General features: G+C 57.2%; 15 protein-coding genes, 3 tRNA genes and 1 other RNA gene. 6 read left to right on the top strand and 13 right to left on the bottom strand.

Features of this window, described 5'->3' with window-relative positions; genetic code table 11:
* The first annotated feature begins 125 nt into the window (after positions 1–125).
* Positions 126–878: a 2,3-diphosphoglycerate-dependent phosphoglycerate mutase gene (gene gpmA, locus HFD94_RS01405; RefSeq protein ID WP_033756988.1), complete on the top strand. Its 753-nt coding sequence runs from the start codon at positions 126–128 to the stop codon at positions 876–878.
* Positions 879–1,080: 202 nt separating this feature from the next.
* Here gpmA and aroG read toward each other — a convergent pair whose 3' ends face one another.
* On the bottom strand, positions 1,081–2,133 hold the full coding sequence (aroG, locus tag HFD94_RS01410; RefSeq protein ID WP_010669658.1) for a 3-deoxy-7-phosphoheptulonate synthase AroG: 1,053 nt from the start codon (positions 2,131–2,133) through the stop codon (positions 1,081–1,083).
* Positions 2,134–2,420: 287 nt separating this feature from the next.
* Here aroG and HFD94_RS01415 point away from each other — a divergent pair, with 287 nt between their 5' ends.
* The 4 genes from HFD94_RS01415 to zitB all read left to right on the top strand — a co-directional run bounded on the left by HFD94_RS01415 (position 2,421) and on the right by zitB (position 7,489).
* Positions 2,421–2,789 (top strand): YbgS-like family protein, encoded by a 369-nt coding sequence (locus tag HFD94_RS01415; protein WP_022626030.1) that lies wholly within the window; start codon positions 2,421–2,423, stop codon positions 2,787–2,789.
* Between the two features lie 98 nt (positions 2,790–2,887).
* Entirely contained in the window at positions 2,888–3,469 is a 582-nt protein-coding gene (locus HFD94_RS01420; RefSeq protein ID WP_033756983.1) for a response regulator transcription factor, read from the top strand.
* Between the two features lie 14 nt (positions 3,470–3,483).
* On the top strand, positions 3,484–6,528 hold the full coding sequence (locus HFD94_RS01425) for an ATP-binding protein (protein ID WP_181955340.1): 3,045 nt from the start codon (positions 3,484–3,486) through the stop codon (positions 6,526–6,528).
* Positions 6,506–7,489 (top strand): CDF family zinc transporter ZitB, encoded by a 984-nt coding sequence (zitB, locus tag HFD94_RS01430; RefSeq protein ID WP_122889089.1) that lies wholly within the window; start codon positions 6,506–6,508, stop codon positions 7,487–7,489. The genes HFD94_RS01425 and zitB overlap by 23 nt, the downstream gene beginning before the upstream one ends.
* On the opposite strand, the gene pnuC is transcribed toward zitB, so the two are convergent.
* The 3 genes from pnuC to HFD94_RS01445 form a co-directional block, all read right to left on the bottom strand.
* Positions 7,483–8,205, bottom strand: coding sequence for a nicotinamide riboside transporter PnuC (pnuC, locus tag HFD94_RS01435; protein ID WP_167432717.1), 723 nt, complete (start codon positions 8,203–8,205; stop codon positions 7,483–7,485). The genes zitB and pnuC overlap by 7 nt on opposite strands.
* A 24-nt stretch (positions 8,206–8,229) precedes the next feature.
* A complete protein-coding gene (gene nadA, locus HFD94_RS01440) occupies positions 8,230–9,291 on the bottom strand; it encodes a quinolinate synthase NadA (protein ID WP_022626034.1) in 1,062 nt (353 codons plus the stop codon).
* Between the two features lie 126 nt (positions 9,292–9,417).
* Positions 9,418–9,960 carry a methylated-DNA--[protein]-cysteine S-methyltransferase gene (locus HFD94_RS01445; protein ID WP_010260149.1) on the bottom strand — a complete coding sequence of 181 codons (543 nt, stop codon included), beginning with the start codon at positions 9,958–9,960 and terminating at the stop codon, positions 9,418–9,420.
* Positions 9,961–10,118: 158 nt separating this feature from the next.
* Here HFD94_RS01445 and HFD94_RS01450 point away from each other — a divergent pair, with 158 nt between their 5' ends.
* Positions 10,119–11,594 carry an AlkA N-terminal domain-containing protein gene (locus HFD94_RS01450; RefSeq protein ID WP_167432718.1) on the top strand — a complete coding sequence of 492 codons (1,476 nt, stop codon included), beginning with the start codon at positions 10,119–10,121 and terminating at the stop codon, positions 11,592–11,594.
* A 572-nt stretch (positions 11,595–12,166) separates the two neighbouring features.
* On the opposite strand, the gene HFD94_RS01455 is transcribed toward HFD94_RS01450, so the two are convergent.
* The 9 genes from HFD94_RS01455 to tolR all read right to left on the bottom strand — a co-directional run bounded on the left by HFD94_RS01455 (position 12,167) and on the right by tolR (position 17,405).
* A non-coding RNA gene (locus tag HFD94_RS01455) (RtT sRNA) lies at positions 12,167–12,300 on the bottom strand.
* Positions 12,301–12,343: 43 nt separating this feature from the next.
* Positions 12,344–12,419, bottom strand: a tRNA-Lys gene (locus tag HFD94_RS01460).
* A 46-nt stretch (positions 12,420–12,465) separates the two neighbouring features.
* Positions 12,466–12,541, bottom strand: a tRNA-Lys gene (locus tag HFD94_RS01465).
* Between the two features lie 70 nt (positions 12,542–12,611).
* Positions 12,612–12,687, bottom strand: a tRNA-Lys gene (locus HFD94_RS01470).
* A 164-nt stretch (positions 12,688–12,851) separates the two neighbouring features.
* A complete protein-coding gene (cpoB, locus tag HFD94_RS01475) occupies positions 12,852–13,646 on the bottom strand; it encodes a cell division protein CpoB (RefSeq protein WP_010260773.1) in 795 nt (264 codons plus the stop codon).
* 9 nt (positions 13,647–13,655) lie between these two features.
* The gene (gene pal, locus HFD94_RS01480) at positions 13,656–14,186 is read right to left on the bottom strand and encodes a peptidoglycan-associated lipoprotein Pal (RefSeq protein ID WP_010260771.1); all 531 of its coding nucleotides are present in this window, start codon (positions 14,184–14,186) and stop codon (positions 13,656–13,658) included.
* A gap of 50 nt (positions 14,187–14,236) precedes the next feature.
* Positions 14,237–15,532: a Tol-Pal system beta propeller repeat protein TolB gene (gene tolB, locus HFD94_RS01485; protein WP_010260769.1), complete on the bottom strand. Its 1,296-nt coding sequence runs from the start codon at positions 15,530–15,532 to the stop codon at positions 14,237–14,239.
* A 115-nt stretch (positions 15,533–15,647) separates the two neighbouring features.
* A complete protein-coding gene (gene tolA / locus HFD94_RS01490; RefSeq protein WP_022626037.1) occupies positions 15,648–16,949 on the bottom strand; it encodes a cell envelope integrity protein TolA in 1,302 nt (433 codons plus the stop codon).
* 27 nt (positions 16,950–16,976) lie between these two features.
* Positions 16,977–17,405 carry a colicin uptake protein TolR gene (gene tolR, locus HFD94_RS01495; RefSeq protein WP_010260764.1) on the bottom strand — a complete coding sequence of 143 codons (429 nt, stop codon included), beginning with the start codon at positions 17,403–17,405 and terminating at the stop codon, positions 16,977–16,979.
* Position 17,406 lies beyond the last annotated feature (1 nt).

The following is a 17,406-nucleotide window of genomic DNA, read 5'->3' on the forward strand; positions in this document are numbered from 1 at the left end:
GTCACACACAGGCTTACGCGCTGCCCGCTTTTCCGTTATGGTATGGCGCAATCAGCTCGCGTGTCAGGCGGGCAGCAGCAGGTTTCCAATCTCACAGAAACATCACAGTATTAAGGAGTTAAGCTATGGCTGTAACTAAGCTGGTTCTGGTGCGACACGGCGAAAGCCAGTGGAACAACGAAAACCGCTTTACCGGTTGGTATGATGTTGACCTTTCTGAGAAAGGTCGTGGCGAAGCCAAATCAGCAGGTCAGCTGCTGAAAAAAGAGGGCTTTGTTTTCGATTTCGCTTACACCTCAGTACTGAAGCGTGCCATTCACACGCTGTGGAATGTGCTGGATGAGCTGGATCAGGCCTGGCTGCCGGTTGAAAAAACCTGGCGTCTGAACGAGCGTCACTACGGTGCGCTGCAGGGTCTGGATAAAGCGGAAACCGCTGCCAAATATGGTGATGAGCAGGTTAAGCAGTGGCGTCGCGGCTTTGCCGTTACTCCGCCAGAGCTGGATCGTTCAGATGAGCGCTTCCCGGGCCATGATCCGCGTTACGCGAAACTGACCCCAGAGCAGCTGCCAACCACCGAAAGCCTGGCGCTGACTATTGACCGCGTTATCCCTTACTGGAACGAAACCATTCTGCCGCGCATCAAAAGCGGTGAGAAAGTGATCATTGCCGCACACGGCAACTCACTGCGTGCGCTGGTGAAATATCTGGATAACCTGAGCGAAGATGAAATCCTCGAACTGAACATCCCTACCGGCGTACCGCTGGTTTATGAGTTCGATGAAAACTTCAAACCGCTGAAACGCTACTACCTGGGCGACCAGGACGAGATTGCCGCGAAAGCCGCAGCCGTTGCGAATCAGGGTAAAGCGAAGTAATTTCTCGCTGAAATGCAAAAAGGCCAGACGAAAGTCTGGCCTTTTTTATTGGGCTGCGCGCACGAACGCTGCGCACTGTGTTCGTTGTCAGAATAAAGAGATCAATGAGCCAGGCAACAACTGATTGGCTCAAAGCGCAGGGAATACGGTCAGAGGCACAATCCTCAACGCGAACCGGGTCAGACCTTGTCAGTTATCCCACTCAGCCGCGGCGCTGTTTAACCGCTGCCGCCAGCTGACGCAGCACCTTGTCGGTATCTTCCCAGCCGATACAGGCGTCGGTGACGCTTTTGCCATAGACCAGCGGCTCGCCGCTCTCCAGACTCTGGTTGCCTTCCACCAGATGACTCTCGATCATCACACCGACAATCGCCTGCTCACCATTAATCAGCTGCTGTGAGACATCGTCTGCCACAACCATCTGACGCTGGAACTGCTTGCTGCTGTTGGCGTGGCTGAAATCGATCATCACCTGCTGTGGCAGACCCGCTTTTGCCAGGCCCTCTTTGACCTCTGCAACATGCTGCGCACTGTAGTTCGGCTCTTTGCCGCCGCGCAGAATGATATGGCAGTCACCATTGCCGCTGGTTTCCACAATGGCGGAGTGACCATACTTCGTCACAGACAGGAAACAGTGCGGCGATCCCGCCGCGTTAATGGCATCGATCGCCACCTTAATGGTGCCATCGGTGCCGTTTTTGAAGCCGACCGGACAGGAGAGACCGGACGCCAGCTCACGGTGTACCTGGGATTCCGTGGTGCGCGCGCCAATCGCGCCCCAGCTCATCAGGTCAGCCACATATTGCGGGGTAATCATATCCAGAAACTCGCCCGCCGCCGGTAAGCCGCTGTCGTTAATATCCAGCAGCAGTTTACGCGCCAGACGCAGACCGTCATTGAGCTGGTAGCTGTTGTCCATGTAGGGATCGTTGATCAGCCCTTTCCAGCCCACCGTGGTGCGCGGCTTTTCAAAATAGACCCGCATCACCACTTCCAGCTCGCCTTTCAGCTCATCACGCAGCGCCAGCAGGCGGTCGGCATACTCTTTTGCCGCTTCAGTGTCATGAATTGAGCAGGGGCCGATCACCACCAGCAGGCGATCGTCCTTGCCCTGCAGGATCTGATGAATCGCCTGACGGGCCTGTGAAACGGTCTGTGCAGCACGATCGGTCGCCGGGAATTTTTCGAGCAGCGCAACCGGAGGTAACAGCTCTTTAATCTCTTTGATGCGTAAGTCATCGTTCTGGTAATTCATACTGATTCCATATTATTTCTGGCCCGGCGCCCGCCGGACACAACCTGCCCAATGTAGCCCGAAGCGCCTGGGGTGTAAATTCCCGCTGCGGGTTAAATGTGCGGGTGATATTTGCATTAATCAGGTTAGCGACTAGACTTTTTAATGGTAAGCACTGAGGAACGTCCCGCTTACCAAATTAAATCACCCTGTTTAAGCCAACCGGCGAATTATATTTCGTCAGGGATTTTCTTACCCGAAATTGCACCTCTGGGCTTAAAGCATCTTCATTTATTAACGGGAGCATAATGATGAAAAAGTTTGCCTTACTCTTTTTGACAGCAGCAATGACACTGAGCAGCGGTGCGGTACTGGCTGCAGACAGCAGCAGCAATAACGGTACATCGAATCAGGCAGCCAGTGCAGGTGCAGCAGCGGGCGGAGCGAAAGAGAATCTGCCGCCAAATAATGTCGATAACAGCAAAATTAATAACACTGGCAACGATACCAATCCTGCAACGTCTGGCAGCACCACCAGCCATGGTAATATGTCTGCTAACGAAATGGACCAGAACGCCCAGTGTAAAGATGGTAAATGTCCGAACATCAATAAAAAAGTTCAGACTAAAGTGGGCGGCGGTGACGTAGATACCAAAACCGACGGCACCACCCAGTAATTCTGTTTAGCCAGGAGAGCTGACGCTCTCCTGGTTTTTCTCCCCTCTGTCCCACTCTTCCGCTATGCTAATCCTGTGAATTTTACAGGAAATCCTTCATGGCCGTTTTGCTTCTGATTGACGATCATCCGCTGGTTGAAGTGGCACTTGAAGCCGCTCTGAGCCAGTCGCCTATTCCGGTTCAGCTCCTCTCTGCCAGCAGTGAAAAAGCCGCCCGTCCCCTGCTTCAGCAGCCACTGGACATCATCGTGCTGGATATTGGCCTGCCGGACAGCGATGGGCTGGAGTTCCTGCGTCGCCTGAAGATCCATCGGCCCGACTGTCCGGTATTGATCTACTCTGCTCAGCAGACCCGCCACTATGTGCGTCGTGCCCAGGCGCTGGGTGCCGCCGGTTATGTGGTGAAGAGCCAGCGCATGGCGCAACTGCTTAGCGCTATCCTGGCGGTGCTGGGCGGTCAGACGGCGTTTCCGGTGATGGATGATGAGCCGGAACTTCCGCTGACCCAGAAAGAGCGTCAGATTCTGGCGCTGCTGGCCAGCGGCCTCTCCAATCTGCAAATCGCCGCCCAGTTGCACATCAGTAACAAAACGGTCAGCACCCATAAAAAGAACATTCTGGAAAAAACCGGCGCCCGTTCGGTGGTGGAACTGGCTGACCTGTGGAAGGCGCAGCAGTGAGAACTCTCCTGCTGATGCTGCTGTTGCTGTGCGGCTCCGTTCTGGCTGAGGTGCGTCCGGTGAGCAGCATTAATCTGCCGATGATGCTGCCGGTGACACACGCGGAAACCATGCAGGGCAAAATTCTGCGTGTTGGCCTGCTGGAAGAGAACCACGCCCCCTGGGCGATGCGCATCGGTAACGACCTGTATGGCATCAATGCTGACTATCTTTCCGCACTGCGCCAGCTGACTGGCGCGCAGTTCAGCCTCAACCTCTACAGCGATCAGCCGCATCTGATGCAGGCGCTGAACAGCGGCCAGATCGATTTTGCGCTTGGCATGTGGATTTCTCCCCTGCCAGCCGGCGCGCTGAGCAGCGATAACTGGTACAGCAGCCCGCTTCGGGTCTACCGCAATCAGCAAAACCAGCGTGCCGTGATGTTTAACAGCCAGAATGCCCAACTGGCGATCAGCGAAAGCACGCTGGCACAGCTGCCGCCTGCGCTGGCGGCCCGCCACAGCTGGCGACACTACAGCAGTGATCTGCAGGCGCTCTATACCCTGCTGAATCAGCAGAATGATTATGTGGTGGCGGATGAGACCAGCGCCGGTTTTCTGCTGAGCCAACTGCAACAGGGCCAGATTTATCAGATCGCCTCACACATCGAGGCCGGACAGCTCAACCTGCGCGCGGTCTCCCGCGATCCGGAGCTTATCAGTTGGATTAATCAGAGCCTGCGCCAGCTGCCAGCAGAACTGATGAACACGCTGCAGGCGCGCTGGAGCAGTACCCTGCCGCGCTATCAGGATACGCAGACCCTGATGCTCAGCCCCACTGAACGCGCCTGGATTGCCGATCATCCACGTATTACTTACACCGCCGAACCGGACAACTATCCCTGGAGTTATCGCGATGCCAGCGGGACCGCCAGAGGCTATGGCGTGGATTTGCTGAAAGCGATAGCCCAGAGTACCGGCCTGCAGTTTGAACCGGTGTGGGTCAGCAATCCGCGTCAGGCGAACACGCTGATCGGCCAGCAGCAGGCGATGCTGCAGCTGATGCAGCCGCTGAACGGCGATGCGATGCAGAGCACCTCGCTGCCGGTTTGGCGCGCGCTGTGGGGCATCTACAGCCTGCAGCCCGACACGCTGGCGCACTGGCGCGACCTGCGCGGCAAGCGTATCGGCGTCTTGCAGGATGACCTGGCGCTGCGTCTGCTGCCTGCGGATCTGCAGCCGCAGCAGTTTGCCGATCGTAATAGCCTCTATGATGCGCTGGCAAAGGGGCAGATCGATGCGCTGGTCGATAACGTGCTCTCTGCGCGCTGGCGTATCGCCAGCCGCGATGATGCGCGCATCCACCTCGCCTTTGCCGCCAGCGACATCGCCTGGCCGATCGCGCTGGGCGTGACGCCTGACCAGCCGGTGCTGCGCACCCTGCTGGATCGCGCGCTGCAGCAGATCCCGGCTGACACACAGAGTCAGATGCGCGACAGCTGGTCAACCCCGCCACAGCCCGGCAGCGTGATGGTGATGCGTTCGCTGCCGATGATGGTGCTGGCGGTGGCAGGTGCGGCCATTGCGCTGCTGCTGTTGCTGCTGGCGCGCCGCTACTGGCAACAGCGCCGGGAGCGTCAGCAGCGTGAACAGGCTGAGCACGCCAATGCGATGAAGAGCCAGTTCCTGGCGACCGTCAGCCATGAGCTGCGCACGCCGATGCAGGCGATCCTCGGACTGCTGGAGCTGGAGAAGCAGCAGCACAGCAGCCAGAACCTGACGCTGCTGCACAGCAGTGCGCAATCGCTGCTGACGTTGCTGAATGATCTGCAGGATCATGCGCGCATCGAGAGCAACAGTTTTACCCTGGCGCCCCGTCCGCTGGCGCTGGCGCAGTGGCTCAATCAGCAGCAGCACTTTTATCATCCGTTAATGCGCGAAGACGGCCCGCATCTGATCGTCGAGGCGCTGACGCCGCTGCCTGATGCCGTGATGATCGATGCCGATCGCCTGCAGCAGGTGGTCAACAACCTGATGACCAATGCGCTGAAATTTACCCGCCACGGCGCGATTCGCCTGACGCTGGCCGCACAGCAACAACAGTTGATTCTGACGGTGAGCGACAGCGGCAGCGGCATTCTGCCAGAGGAGCAGCAGAAGCTGTTTGATCCCTGGTATCAGGCGCCGTCCGGTAAATCGGTTTCGGTGCAGGGCAGCGGCCTGGGGCTGTTTATCTGCCGGGAAATGGTGCTGCGGATGGGCGGCGACATCCGGCTCGCCTCTGAACCCGGTCACGGCACCCAGGTCACCGTGACGCTGCCACTGGCGGTCTGCGCACCAGCAAACCACGTGGACGAAACCGCCCTGCCCGACCTTCCACCGCTGCGGGTGGCGATTGTCGATGACCATCCGACCAATCTGCTGGTGATGCAGCAGCAGCTGTCGCGTTTTGCGATTCAGGCTGACATCTTTGAGCAGGGACGCGCGCTGCTGCAGGCCGATGCGCAGCAGCCTTATGACCTGCTGTTTATCGACCAGATGATGCCGCGGCCTGACGGCACACAGCTGCTGCGGATACTGCGGCGGCGTGACCGTCAGCGGAAGCGTCAGGCGATGCGGGTGCTCTGCTCCGCGGATGCCCAGCTGCTGTCACGACCGCTGGAGGCGCGGGAGCGGGTAATGATAAAACCGGTGCAGTTAGCCGATCTCAGCGCGCTGCTGGCAGAGTGGCAGGAAGATCCGCTGGCGGCGCTGGATGATAATCTGTGGCAACTGGCGCAGCAGAATGAGAAATTCCTCCGCCGTCTGAGCCAGACGCTGCACAACACGGTGACGCAGGATCTGGCCGTGATGCGCGAAGCACGCGAGCGCGAGGAGTGGATGCCGTTCGCAGAAGCGGCACACCGGATGAAAGGAAGCTGGTTACTGGTGGGACTGGATCACGGCGCACAGCTCAGCCAGCAACTGGCGGAGCAGGCAAAACAGCATCAGGACACGTCTGAGACGTGGCAATTACTGATATTATTAGCAAACAGGTTACTGAAAAAACTGGAATCTTATGGCACATACCCACACTCATAGCGGGCAGGATAGTAATCGCACGCGTCTGGCGGCCGCCTTCGGGGTGACCGTTGTCTTTATGGTGGCTGAAGTGATTGGCGGCTGGCTCTCGGGTTCACTGGCGTTGCTGGCGGACGCCGGGCATATGCTGACCGATGCCGCCGCGCTGCTGATGGCATTGCTGGCGGTGCAGTTCTCGCGCCGTAAACCCAATGCACGCCACACCTTTGGTCTGCTGCGTCTGACCACGCTGGCCGCATTTGTTAACGCCATTGCGCTGCTGGGCATTACCGCACTGATCGTCTGGGAGGCGGTGCGCCGCTTTGCCGACCCGCAACCGGTGACCGGCGGCCTGATGCTGGGGATTGCTATTGGCGGCCTGCTGGCCAATATTCTGTCGTTCTGGCTGCTGCATCACGGCAGCGAAGAGAAGAATCTCAACGTGCGTGCCGCGGCGCTGCATGTGATGGGCGACCTGCTTGGCTCGGTGGGTGCGATTGTCGCGGCGGTGATTATTATGCTGACCGGCTGGACCCCAATCGACCCGATTCTGTCGTTACTGGTGTCACTGCTGGTGCTGCGCAGCGCCTGGGCGCTGCTGCGTGAGAGTCTGCAGGAGTTACTGGAAGGGGCGCCGCGATCGCTGGATGTGAACCGGCTGATACGGGATCTCACCCTGAACATCGCAGAGGTGCGCAATGTTCACCATGTGCATCTGTGGCAGGTGGGCGAAAAGCCGCTGCTGACGCTGCATGCGCAGGTGATCCCGCCTTACGATCACGATGCGCTGCTGCATCGTATCCACGACTATCTGCGCCAGCACTATCAGATTGCGCATGCGACCGTGCAGATGGAGTATCAGCCCTGTGCCGGTGCCGAGTGTGAACTCGGCTTAAGCGGTGCTGCCGCCACCGGCCATGACCATAGCCATTCACACGACCATAAGCATGCTCACGCTAAAGGCGAAGTGCACACTCACTGAGCCGACAGCGCGCGGGAACCCTGTTGCCGCGCGCTGCGGATCCACATGCGTGAGCCGTTCAGCGCAATCAGCGTCAGAATCACATACTCCAGCGACATCGCATAGACGCCCTGACGGGCAAAAATCATCACGCTAATCACGTTGATGATGACCCACAGCAGCCAGTTCTGAACATATTTGCGCGTCATCAGCACCATCGCCGCAATCGACAACACCATCATGCAGGAGTCCCAGAACGGGAACGCATCCGGCTGCAGCGCGGGCATCGCCACCGACAGGCCAACGCCGTTCATCAGCGTGACGGCCGCACGGGTTAACAGCGCAAACACCGGATCGATATAGAGGGTCATCAGTGCAATCGCAATCACACAGCCCGCCGTCCAGGCCAGCGCCTTAGGCAGCGGCAGCCAGCGGATTTTCAGCGCCGCCTGATGATCGGAGGTTTGCCGACTCCAGGCGTACCAGCCGTAGATATTGGCGGCAAAAAAGAAGAGCTGCAGCAGCAGGCTGGCGTAGAGCTGGATCTGAAAGAAAATCACCGCAAACAGCGTGACGTTAATCAGGCCAAAGGGATAGTTGATGATTTTTTCCAGGCTGGCAAACCAGATGCAGAGTAAGCCTGCCAGCGTGCCGATAGCCTCAATCCATGAGAGATCGTAGCCTCCGGCACCCAGAGGAATGTGAACCAGAATATTATGTGTGCTGAAGAAGTCCATGCTGAGCACCTGTCCGGAAAACGCTTACGCGTTTCCCTTCACGTTGAGTTTAAGTTCCGCTGCAAAGGATAGCATGCGATTAAGCGGCAGTAACGCCGCCTCACGCAGCGTCTCATCCACCTGAATCTCATGTTCCACCCCACCCGACTCCAGCGCCTCTGCGATGGCTTTAAGGCCGTTCATCGCCATCCAGGGACAGTGAGCACAGCTGCGGCAGGTGGCACCTTCACCGGCTGTGGGCGCTTCAAGCAGCTCTTTATCCGGCACCGCCTGCTGCATTTTGTAGAAAATGCCGCGATCGGTCGCCACAATCATCTGCGGATGCGGCAGGGATTTGGCGGCCTGAATCAGCTGGCTGGTCGAGCCGACCGCATCGGCCAGATCGACAATCGCCTGCGGTGACTCAGGATGCACCAGCACTGCCGCGTCGGGATAGAGCGCTTTCATACGCTGCAGCGCCTGGGTTTTGAACTCGTCGTGCACAATGCACGCGCCCTGCCAGCAGAGCACGTCCGCGCCCGATTTTTGGGTAACGTAGCGGCCAAGATGGCGATCCGGCGCCCAGATAATTTTTTCGCCCAGACTGTCGAGGTGCTCAATCAACTCGACCGCAATGCTTGAGGTCACCACCCAGTCGGCCCGCGCTTTTACCGCCGCCGAGGTATTGGCGTAGACCACCACAGTGCGATCGGGATGGGCGTCGCAAAAGGCATTAAACTCTTCAATCGGGCAGCCGAGATCCAGTGAGCACTCCGCCTGCAGCGTCGGCATCAGTACGGTTTTCTCCGGGCTGAGGATTTTGGCGGTTTCCCCCATAAAGCGCACGCCCGCCACCAGCAGTGTCGTCGCCGAATGGTTGCTGCCAAAGCGTGCCATCTCCAGCGAGTCGGAAACGCAGCCGCCCGTCTCTTCCGCCAGCGCCTGAATTTCCGGATCGGTGTAGTAGTGCGCCACCATCACCGCGTTTCGCGCCTTCAGCAGCGCTTTAATTTTCTCACGGTAGAACGCCTTCTCGTCGTCACTCAGACGGGCGGGTTTGGGCGGAAAGGGATAAACGGCGCTTTCTGGATCGAACATCACACTCATGACACAGCTCTCGTTTTGTCTAATTAACGAAAATCGCCTGTTCCGGCGACTTATGGCGTCCAATCCGCCATCGTGTTTTATATGCTAAACACGATAGCGGAAAAGCCTGGCTGTGTCGTGCGATATTTATTCTGTCTGCATCACAGCGCCGACCCTGCCGGGCTGCGTTTCATCTGCCAGTACCAGCGGTTTTTGCGGCGCTTCCAGTGCCAGCAGAAAGGCTTTGATATCCAGTCCGCCCGCAAAGCCGGTCAGCTTGCCGTTGGCTCCAATCACGCGGTGGCACGGTGCGACAATCGAGAGCGGATTACGCCCATTGGCCGCCCCGACGGCACGCACCGCCAGCGGATGGCCGATCTCCCGCGCAATCTGGCTGTAGCTGCGCGTCTCACCAAACGGGATCGCCACCAGCGCCTGCCAGACTTTTTTCTGAAACTCAGTGCCGACAAAATCGAGCGGCAGCTCAAAGCAGCGACGAGCACCGGTGAAGTACTCGCTGAGCTGACGCTCAGTTTCGATCAGAATGGGATGATCGTCATCGCGCGTTTGCGGCAAAAACCGGGTGCGTTTTGGATCGTCGTTTTCCCACAAAATACCCGCCAGGCCGCTATCGCTGGCGACCAGTTTCAGTTCACCCACCGGGGTGACTATCGGTTTGAAGTAGTACATGGTGATTCTCCCGTCACGGTTCTGTCGCCTATTATCGCACTTTTCATCAGCCTGACTGGCTGTTTTCGGTCATGGCGATAAACTGTTGTGCTGTCCGAAAACAGCCAGTCTGCCGGGATTCACCGGTGTAGGCTGCGCTTATTTACCGGAGAACTGCCATGCTCGATCCCGACATTGCCTATCAGGCGCTGACCTCTCGTGATACCCGCTTTGACGGCGTTTTCTTTGTTGGCGTGACCTCAACCGGTATCTATTGTCGTCCGGTCTGCCCGGTCAAAGCGCCGATGCAGAAGAACTGCCTTTTCTTCAGCAGCGCCGAAGCGGCGGAGAAAGCCCGCTTTCGCCCCTGCCTGCGCTGTCGGCCCGAACTGGCACCCGGTAATGCGCCGGTTGATCAGCCGCACCGTGTGGCAGAGCGGCTGGTTCAGCGTATCGAGGAAGGCATGCTGGAGGAACGTGAAGGACTGGAGGCAATTGCTGCTGAATTCGGTATCAGCCTGCGTCAGCTGCGCCGTATCGTGCAGCAGGAGCTGGGTGTCTCGCCGCTGGAACTGAAGCAGACGCGGCGCATGCTGCTGGCTAAACAGCTGCTGACCGAAACCCGGCTGCCGATTATTGACGTTGCCTATGCCAGCGGCTTTGGCAGCCTGCGGCGCTTTAATGATGTCTTCCAGGCGCGTTACCGCATGACGCCAGGCGCGCTGCGCAGGGACGATACGCGCTCTCAGTGTGCGCAGCCCGGCGACCGCGTGACGCTGCGGCTGGCCTATCGCCCTCCCTATGACTGGGCGGCAATGCTCTGGTTTTTGCAGACGCATCTGATGAAAGAGGTCGAGGCGGTGGAAGATGGCTGCTGGCGACGCACCGTGGTGCTGGGCCGCTGCCGGGGCTGGGTCTCTGTTTCGCATCTGCCGCAAAAGAACGCGCTGCAGGTGACGCTCTCCACCTCGCTGACGCCGGTTCTGCCTCTGCTGCTGCGCCGTCTGCGCGATCTGTTCGATCTCGACGCACAGCCGCAGCGTATCGCCGCCTGTCTGGCGCAGGACCCACTGCTGGCACCCAGCCTGATCTCGCATCCGGGTCTGCGTGTGCCTGGCGCATTCGACGCCTTTGAGCTGGGCGTGCGCGCCATTATCGGCCAGCAGGTGACGGTCAAAGCGGCCACCACGGTCAGCAGCCGTTTTGCCGCCGCCTTTGGCGAACCCTGTGAGACGCCGTTCGCCGATCTGACCCGCTACACCGCCCATCCTGAACGCATCGCCGCACTGACGGTAGACGATGTCGCGCCGATGGGGATTGTCAGTGCCGCCCGCTCCCGCGCCATCATCGCCTTTGCAAATGCCTGCGCCAGCGGAGATCTGCGTCTCAGTGCCGCTCAGGCGCCAGACGAGGTCATCAAAAAACTGGTCAGCCTGCCGGGTATTGGTCCCTGGACCGCGCACTATATCGCGATGCGCGCCCTGCGCTGGCCGGATGCCTTTCCCAAAGAGGATATTGCCATCCGGAATAACCTGGGCGGCATGTCATCGAAAGAAGCGGAGGCGCGATCGCAGTCATGGCGTCCCTGGCGCAGCTATGCAGTGATGCATATCTGGGAGAGCCTGGCAGTAGCAAAGGCAAAGAAAAAACCGTGACGGTTGATTGTAAGGATGCAGATAGTCTGCCCTGACCTGCATAGTCGGTATCGCAGAAACTAAAAATGCAGAGCCTCTTCCAGACTGCTTACAAACTCGCACCCGACTGAATCTGACCGCAACGAAAAAGCTCAACGCGCAGGGAACAGGGTCAGAAGAGAATGGCGCGGGCCGACAGCCATCGCCAGAGGCTTTTCCAGACTGCTTACAAACTCGCACCCGACTGGATTTGGCCGCAACGAAAAAGCTCAACGCGCAGGGAACAGGGTCAGAAGAGGAAAGCGTCCCGCGCCTGGGACAAAAACGCCGGGAGCGTTTTTGAACAACGCAACGCGTTGGCCCGGCTACGGGCGCACCTCAGGGATGAGGTGCGTAATCGCGCGGGTCGAGCAGGTCAGGGATTGGCTTTAGCGTCTTTCCGATCTGACCCTGTTCTCTGCGCAGGCTCAATCTCAAAGCGGCTTGCGGCAAACTTCATCGACAACTTTAAAAACCAATCACGTTTTGCTTTGAAAAAGTAATCAGATACCGCAGAAACAAAAAAAGCGCCCTGAGGGCGCTTTTTTCTTAATTGGTGGGTCGTGCAGGATTGCCTCGGCCCATCCGGGGCCTCGCCCTTCGGGTGATGCTGTCGCATCAGCCTGAATCGCCTGGCGATTCAGTCGAACCTGCTGCAGGTTCTCACCCTGCACGGGGAACGCCGTGCCGCATAAACAAAAAAAGCGCCCTGAGGGCGCTTTTTTCTTAATTGGTGGGTCGTGCAGGATTCGAACCTGCGACCAATTGATTAAAAGTCAACTGCTCTACCAACTGAGCTAACGACCCGCTGGGGGCTTACAACTGTTCAACGCGCCAGGCGGCTGAGATAAGATGGTGGGTCGTGCAGGATTCGAACCTGCGACCAATTGATTAAAAGTCAACTGCTCTACCAACTGAGCTAACGACCCATCTTAGGTTGTGAAGCAATGCTGAAGTATTCTTCTTAAAACTGCGCGGTAAAAGCGCGTCTGAGGAAGATGGTGGGTCGTGCAGGATTCGAACCTGCGACCAATTGATTAAAAGTCAACTGCTCTACCAACTGAGCTAACGACCCATCTTCAGGCTTACCAGACACTTTGCAATGTGTCCCGGCAACGGCGGCATATATTACTGATTTAGCGGGGTAGCGCAACTCTTATTTCTGCTAAATGCTTCAGTTGCTTAGCTTTCATACGGCAAGACCAGAAATCACACGATATCTGGCCTGAACCGTACAGATTACAGACTTGTCAGACGTTTTTGCGCCTGCTTAGCAGATTCGGTGTCTGGATAAAGTTTGATCACCTGCTGGAAGACCGCTTTAGCTTTCGCTGTGTCTTTTTTCTCCTGCATGATGACGCCCACTTTCAACAACGCTTCTGCAGCTTTCGGCGACTTCGGATAGTTTTTCACTACCGTGGCGTAATAGTAAGCCGCGTCGTCCTTTTTGCCTTTGTTATAGTTCAGCTGTCCCAGCCAGTAATTGGCGTTCGGCTGATAGGTCGAATCCGGGTAACGTTTTACCCACGCCTGGAGCGCGCTGATCGCCTGATCATACTGTTTCTTCTCCAGAATCAGCGCCACAGCCGCATTGTAATCGCTGTTAGCGTCACCGGTCTGCGCAGGTGCGCTATCCGTTGATGCTGCCGCGCCTGCGGTTGCTGCTGCGCCGGTATCCGCTGCGGCATTACTGCCCGCTGCCTGCTGACCGCCGCTGGTGCTGGCGCTGCTCAGGCTGTCAATCTGCTGGTAAAGCTGCTTCTGCCGCTCAACCACCTGATTCAACTGATAGGTGTTTTGCTGGATTTGCCCACGCAGCGCGTCGATATCACGCTGGTTATCGCTCATCTGCTGCTGCAATTGCTGCATCAGCTGTGCCTGGGCATTAGAAATTCGTTCAAGAGTGGTGACACGGTCTTCGACCGAGCCGGAGCCAACGCTACTGATTGACGCTTGGGCATTAGCGGCCCAGGGGGCCGCTACGCCAATCAGTAACGACAGACTCAACAGGTGATGTCTGAAGTTACTAACCATGTGATTCTCTTAGTAGACCAGAACGGCACGACGGTTTTTAGAATACGCTGCTTCGTCATGACCCAGAACGGCTGGCTTCTCTTTACCGTAAGATACGATAGACATCTGATCAGCCGACACGCCTTTGCCCTGCAGGTACATTTTAACCGCGTTAGCACGACGTTCGCCCAGGGCGATGTTGTATTCCGGCGTACCGCGCTCATCCGCATGACCTTCGATGGTCACTTTGTATGACGGGTTGCTGCGCAGGAAGGTTGCATGCTGATCCAGCATCTGTGCGTAATCAGACTGAACGTCATACTTGTCCAGGCCGAAGTACACGATGTTGTTCTGCTGCAGCTGCTGCATCTGCAGACGAGCCTGCTCGTCAGAAGACATGTTGCCGCCGTTGCCGTTCATGCCAGAATTTGCACCGTAAGCGCCGCCATCAGCGCCCATGCCAGTCTGGTCATTGTTGTTGTTCTTGTGTGAGCTACAAGCCGCTACTGCCAGAACCGGCAGAGCCAGCATCAAACCCTTCAGCACTTTGTTAAGTTGCATTTCAAAATCCCATTATTGTTTATTGTTTGTGATGTCTGAACTGTCAGACATTACAGATACGGCGACCAGGCAGGAAATTTTACCTGTCCATCAGTTGCCGGAAGACGCGCTTTGAAACGGCCGTCGGTAGAAACCAACTGCAACACGGAACCCATACCCTGAGTAGAGCTGTAGATTACCATTGTGCCATTGGGTGCCAGGCTCGGCGTTTCATCCAGGAACGTGTCCGTTAACGTTTGAACGGCTCCCGTTTCCAGATCCTGTTTGGCGACGTGTTGAGCACCACCGTTGGTGCTAATCATCACCATAGACTTACCATCTGTTGCGACATCCGCATCCTGGTTCTGACCGCCTTCCCAGGTAATACGTTGTGGCGCGCCACCGTTAAGTCCGACTTTGTAGATTTGTGGAGCACCAGCCTGATCGGAGGTGTAAGCCAGTGTCTGGCTGTCCGGGAACCAGGTTGGTTCGGTGCTGTTATAGCGACCATCGGTAATCTGACGCGTCTGACCTGAGGCCAGATCCATCACATAGAGGTTCAGGCTGCCGGTTTTAGAGAGCGCGAACGCCAGTTTAGAGCCATCCGGCGAGAACGCTGGGGCACCGTTGTGACGTGGATAGGAGGCGATCTGACGGATAGCACCGTTCGACAGCGTCTGTACCACCAGCGCAGATTTGCCGCTTTCAAAGGTCACGTAAGCAACTTTGCTGCCATCCGGAGACCAGGCTGGCGACATCAGCGGCTGTGGTGAACGATGCACGACAAACTGGTTGTAACCATCGTAGTCAGCAACGCGCAGCTCATACGGGAACTGGCCGCCGTTGGTCTGCACCACATAGGCGATACGGGTACGGAAAGCGCCCTTGATGCCGGTCAGCTTCAGGAACGTTTCGTCACTGGCCGTGTGAGCGGCATAACGCAGCCACTGCTTCGTCACTTTATAACTGTTTTGTGCCAGCACGGTACCGGGAGCACCGCCAGTGTCGACCAGCTGGTACGAAACCTGATAGCTGCCATCCGGGTTAGACGCGACCTGACCGACGACCACGGCATCAATGCCGAGTGCACTCCACGCGGCAGGCTGAACTTCCTGCGCGCTGGCAGGCTGCTGTGGCAGACGCGAGCGATCCAGTGGATTAAATTTGCCACTGTTGCGCAGGTCAGCTGCAACGATGCCGCCAATATCTTCCGGCGCTGCGCCAGCACCGGCCCATTTAAACGGCACCACGCCAATCGGGCGCGCAGTGTTGACACCCTGGGTGATCTCAATTCGAACTTCTGCATGCAGCATGGCTGCCCACAGCAGGATAAAAAAGCCTAACGTAACGCGAAGAGCTTGCTTCATTTTATCTCCCTTATCTGAACCTCAGTCCACGATAATTGGCACTGTTCCTGGAAACCACGAGTACAACTTAAGTACGGCACGCTAAACATAGATCAACTTGCCGCCCGTTACTGCATTATTGCGGTTTAAAACGCATTGGGGCGTTTTTAAACACTTCGTAGACCGCCTGCGAAGGCGGCTTCGGAATACGTGCCTGTTTTGCGGCAGCAATCGCGGCCTGACAGAGCGCGGGATCGCCACCCTCTGACTTAACATCAATCAACAAGCCATCAGGCGCAAGTTTAATCCGCAAATCACAGGTTTTTCCGCGATACAGATCCGCATCATAGAATCGGCTCTGAATCGCACTCACAACCTGACCCATGTAGGAGTTGATTTCCGCGCCTGATGCACCCGCTTTCTTCTGGTTTCCCTGCCCTGCTGCGCCACCAGAGGTGCCGCTTTTCGGTGCATTTTTACCGGAAGCAAGTCCACCCAGCAAATCATCGACATCGCTGTCGTTGGCAGCATCGGCGGCGGCTTTCGCTTTAGCATCCGCTTTGGCCTTAGCGGCAGCATCGGCTTTGGCTTTCGCCGCGGCATCGGCTTTCGCTTTGGCGGCAGCTTCCGCCTTCTCTTTGGCGGCCTCTTTAGCCGCTTCCGCTTTCTCTTTTGCTGCTTCTGCGGCTTTCTCTTTCGCCGCCTCTGCGGCTTTTTCTTTGGCCTCAGCTGCTTTTTGTTTAGCCTCTTCAGCCGCTTTGGCTTTGGCATCCGCCGCCGCTTTCACTTTGGCCTCAGCCGCGGCTTTCGCATCTGCTTCAGATTTCGCCTTCGCTTCCGCAACGGCCTTCTCTTTTGCAGCAGCGGCAGCGGCGGCTTTCGCCTGCTGATCAGCCTGCTTCTTTGCTTCGGCTGCGGCCTGTTTCGCCTGCTCAGCCGCGGCTTTTGCCTGCGCATCTGCCTGAGCTTTTGCATCCGCTTTGGCTTTGGCAGCCGCCGCTTCCGCCGTTTTTTGCTGCTCCTGCGCCTGCTTAGCAGCGTCTTCGGCAGCCTTCTGCTGCTCAGCCTGCTGTTTTGCCTCTTCTTTCGCGGTTTCCTGCGCGGCTAAACGCTCTTTTTCCAGCGCTTTCAGACGCTGCTGTTCAGCAGCCTGTTTCTGTTGCAGCTCTTCAGCCTGCTGCTGCGCCTGCTTTTTACGCTGCTGCTCAGCCCGCTGGCTGTCACTTTGCTGGTTCTGCTGACGATTGTATTGACTCACGACGGCACCGGGATCGACCATCACTGCATCAATATCACTGCCTCCGCCACCCGCACTGCTGGCGTCAATGTGCTCATTAAACGAGCTCCAAATCAGCAGCGCGATCAGCACGATATGCAGAATCACCGAAATGATTATCGCGCGCTTTAACTTCTCGTTTTGCTCGGTTGCCTTCGACACACTCGGTTCCCAAAAAACGGTTCGATTTTAAATCGGCTGCGTCATCAAACCGACAGATTTAACACCCGCCTGGTGCAGCAGGTTGAGCGCTTTAATAATTTCATCGTAAGGCACCTCTTTCGCGCCCCCGATCAAAAAGACCGTCTTAGGATTCGCTTCCAGTCGACGCTGCGCTTCGCTGATTACCTGCTCTGGCGGAAGTTGATCCATACGATCGTGATCCACGACCAGGCTGTACTGACCCACGCCCGCCACTTCGACAATCACCGGCGGATTATCATCGCTGGCAACGGTTTTCGAATCGGTCGCATCAGGCAGATCCACTTCCACGCTCTGGGTAATAATGGGCGCCGTTGCCATGAAGATCAGCAACAGCACCAACAGGACGTCCAGTAGCGGAACGATGTTGATTTCCGACTTCAGGTCGCGGCGTTTGCGACCACGTACTCTGGCCATC

Origin of the sequence: Pantoea sp. EKM20T (assembly GCF_011800485.1) — a bacterium.
Taxonomy (GTDB): Bacteria; Pseudomonadota; Gammaproteobacteria; order Enterobacterales; family Enterobacteriaceae; genus Pantoea; species Pantoea agglomerans.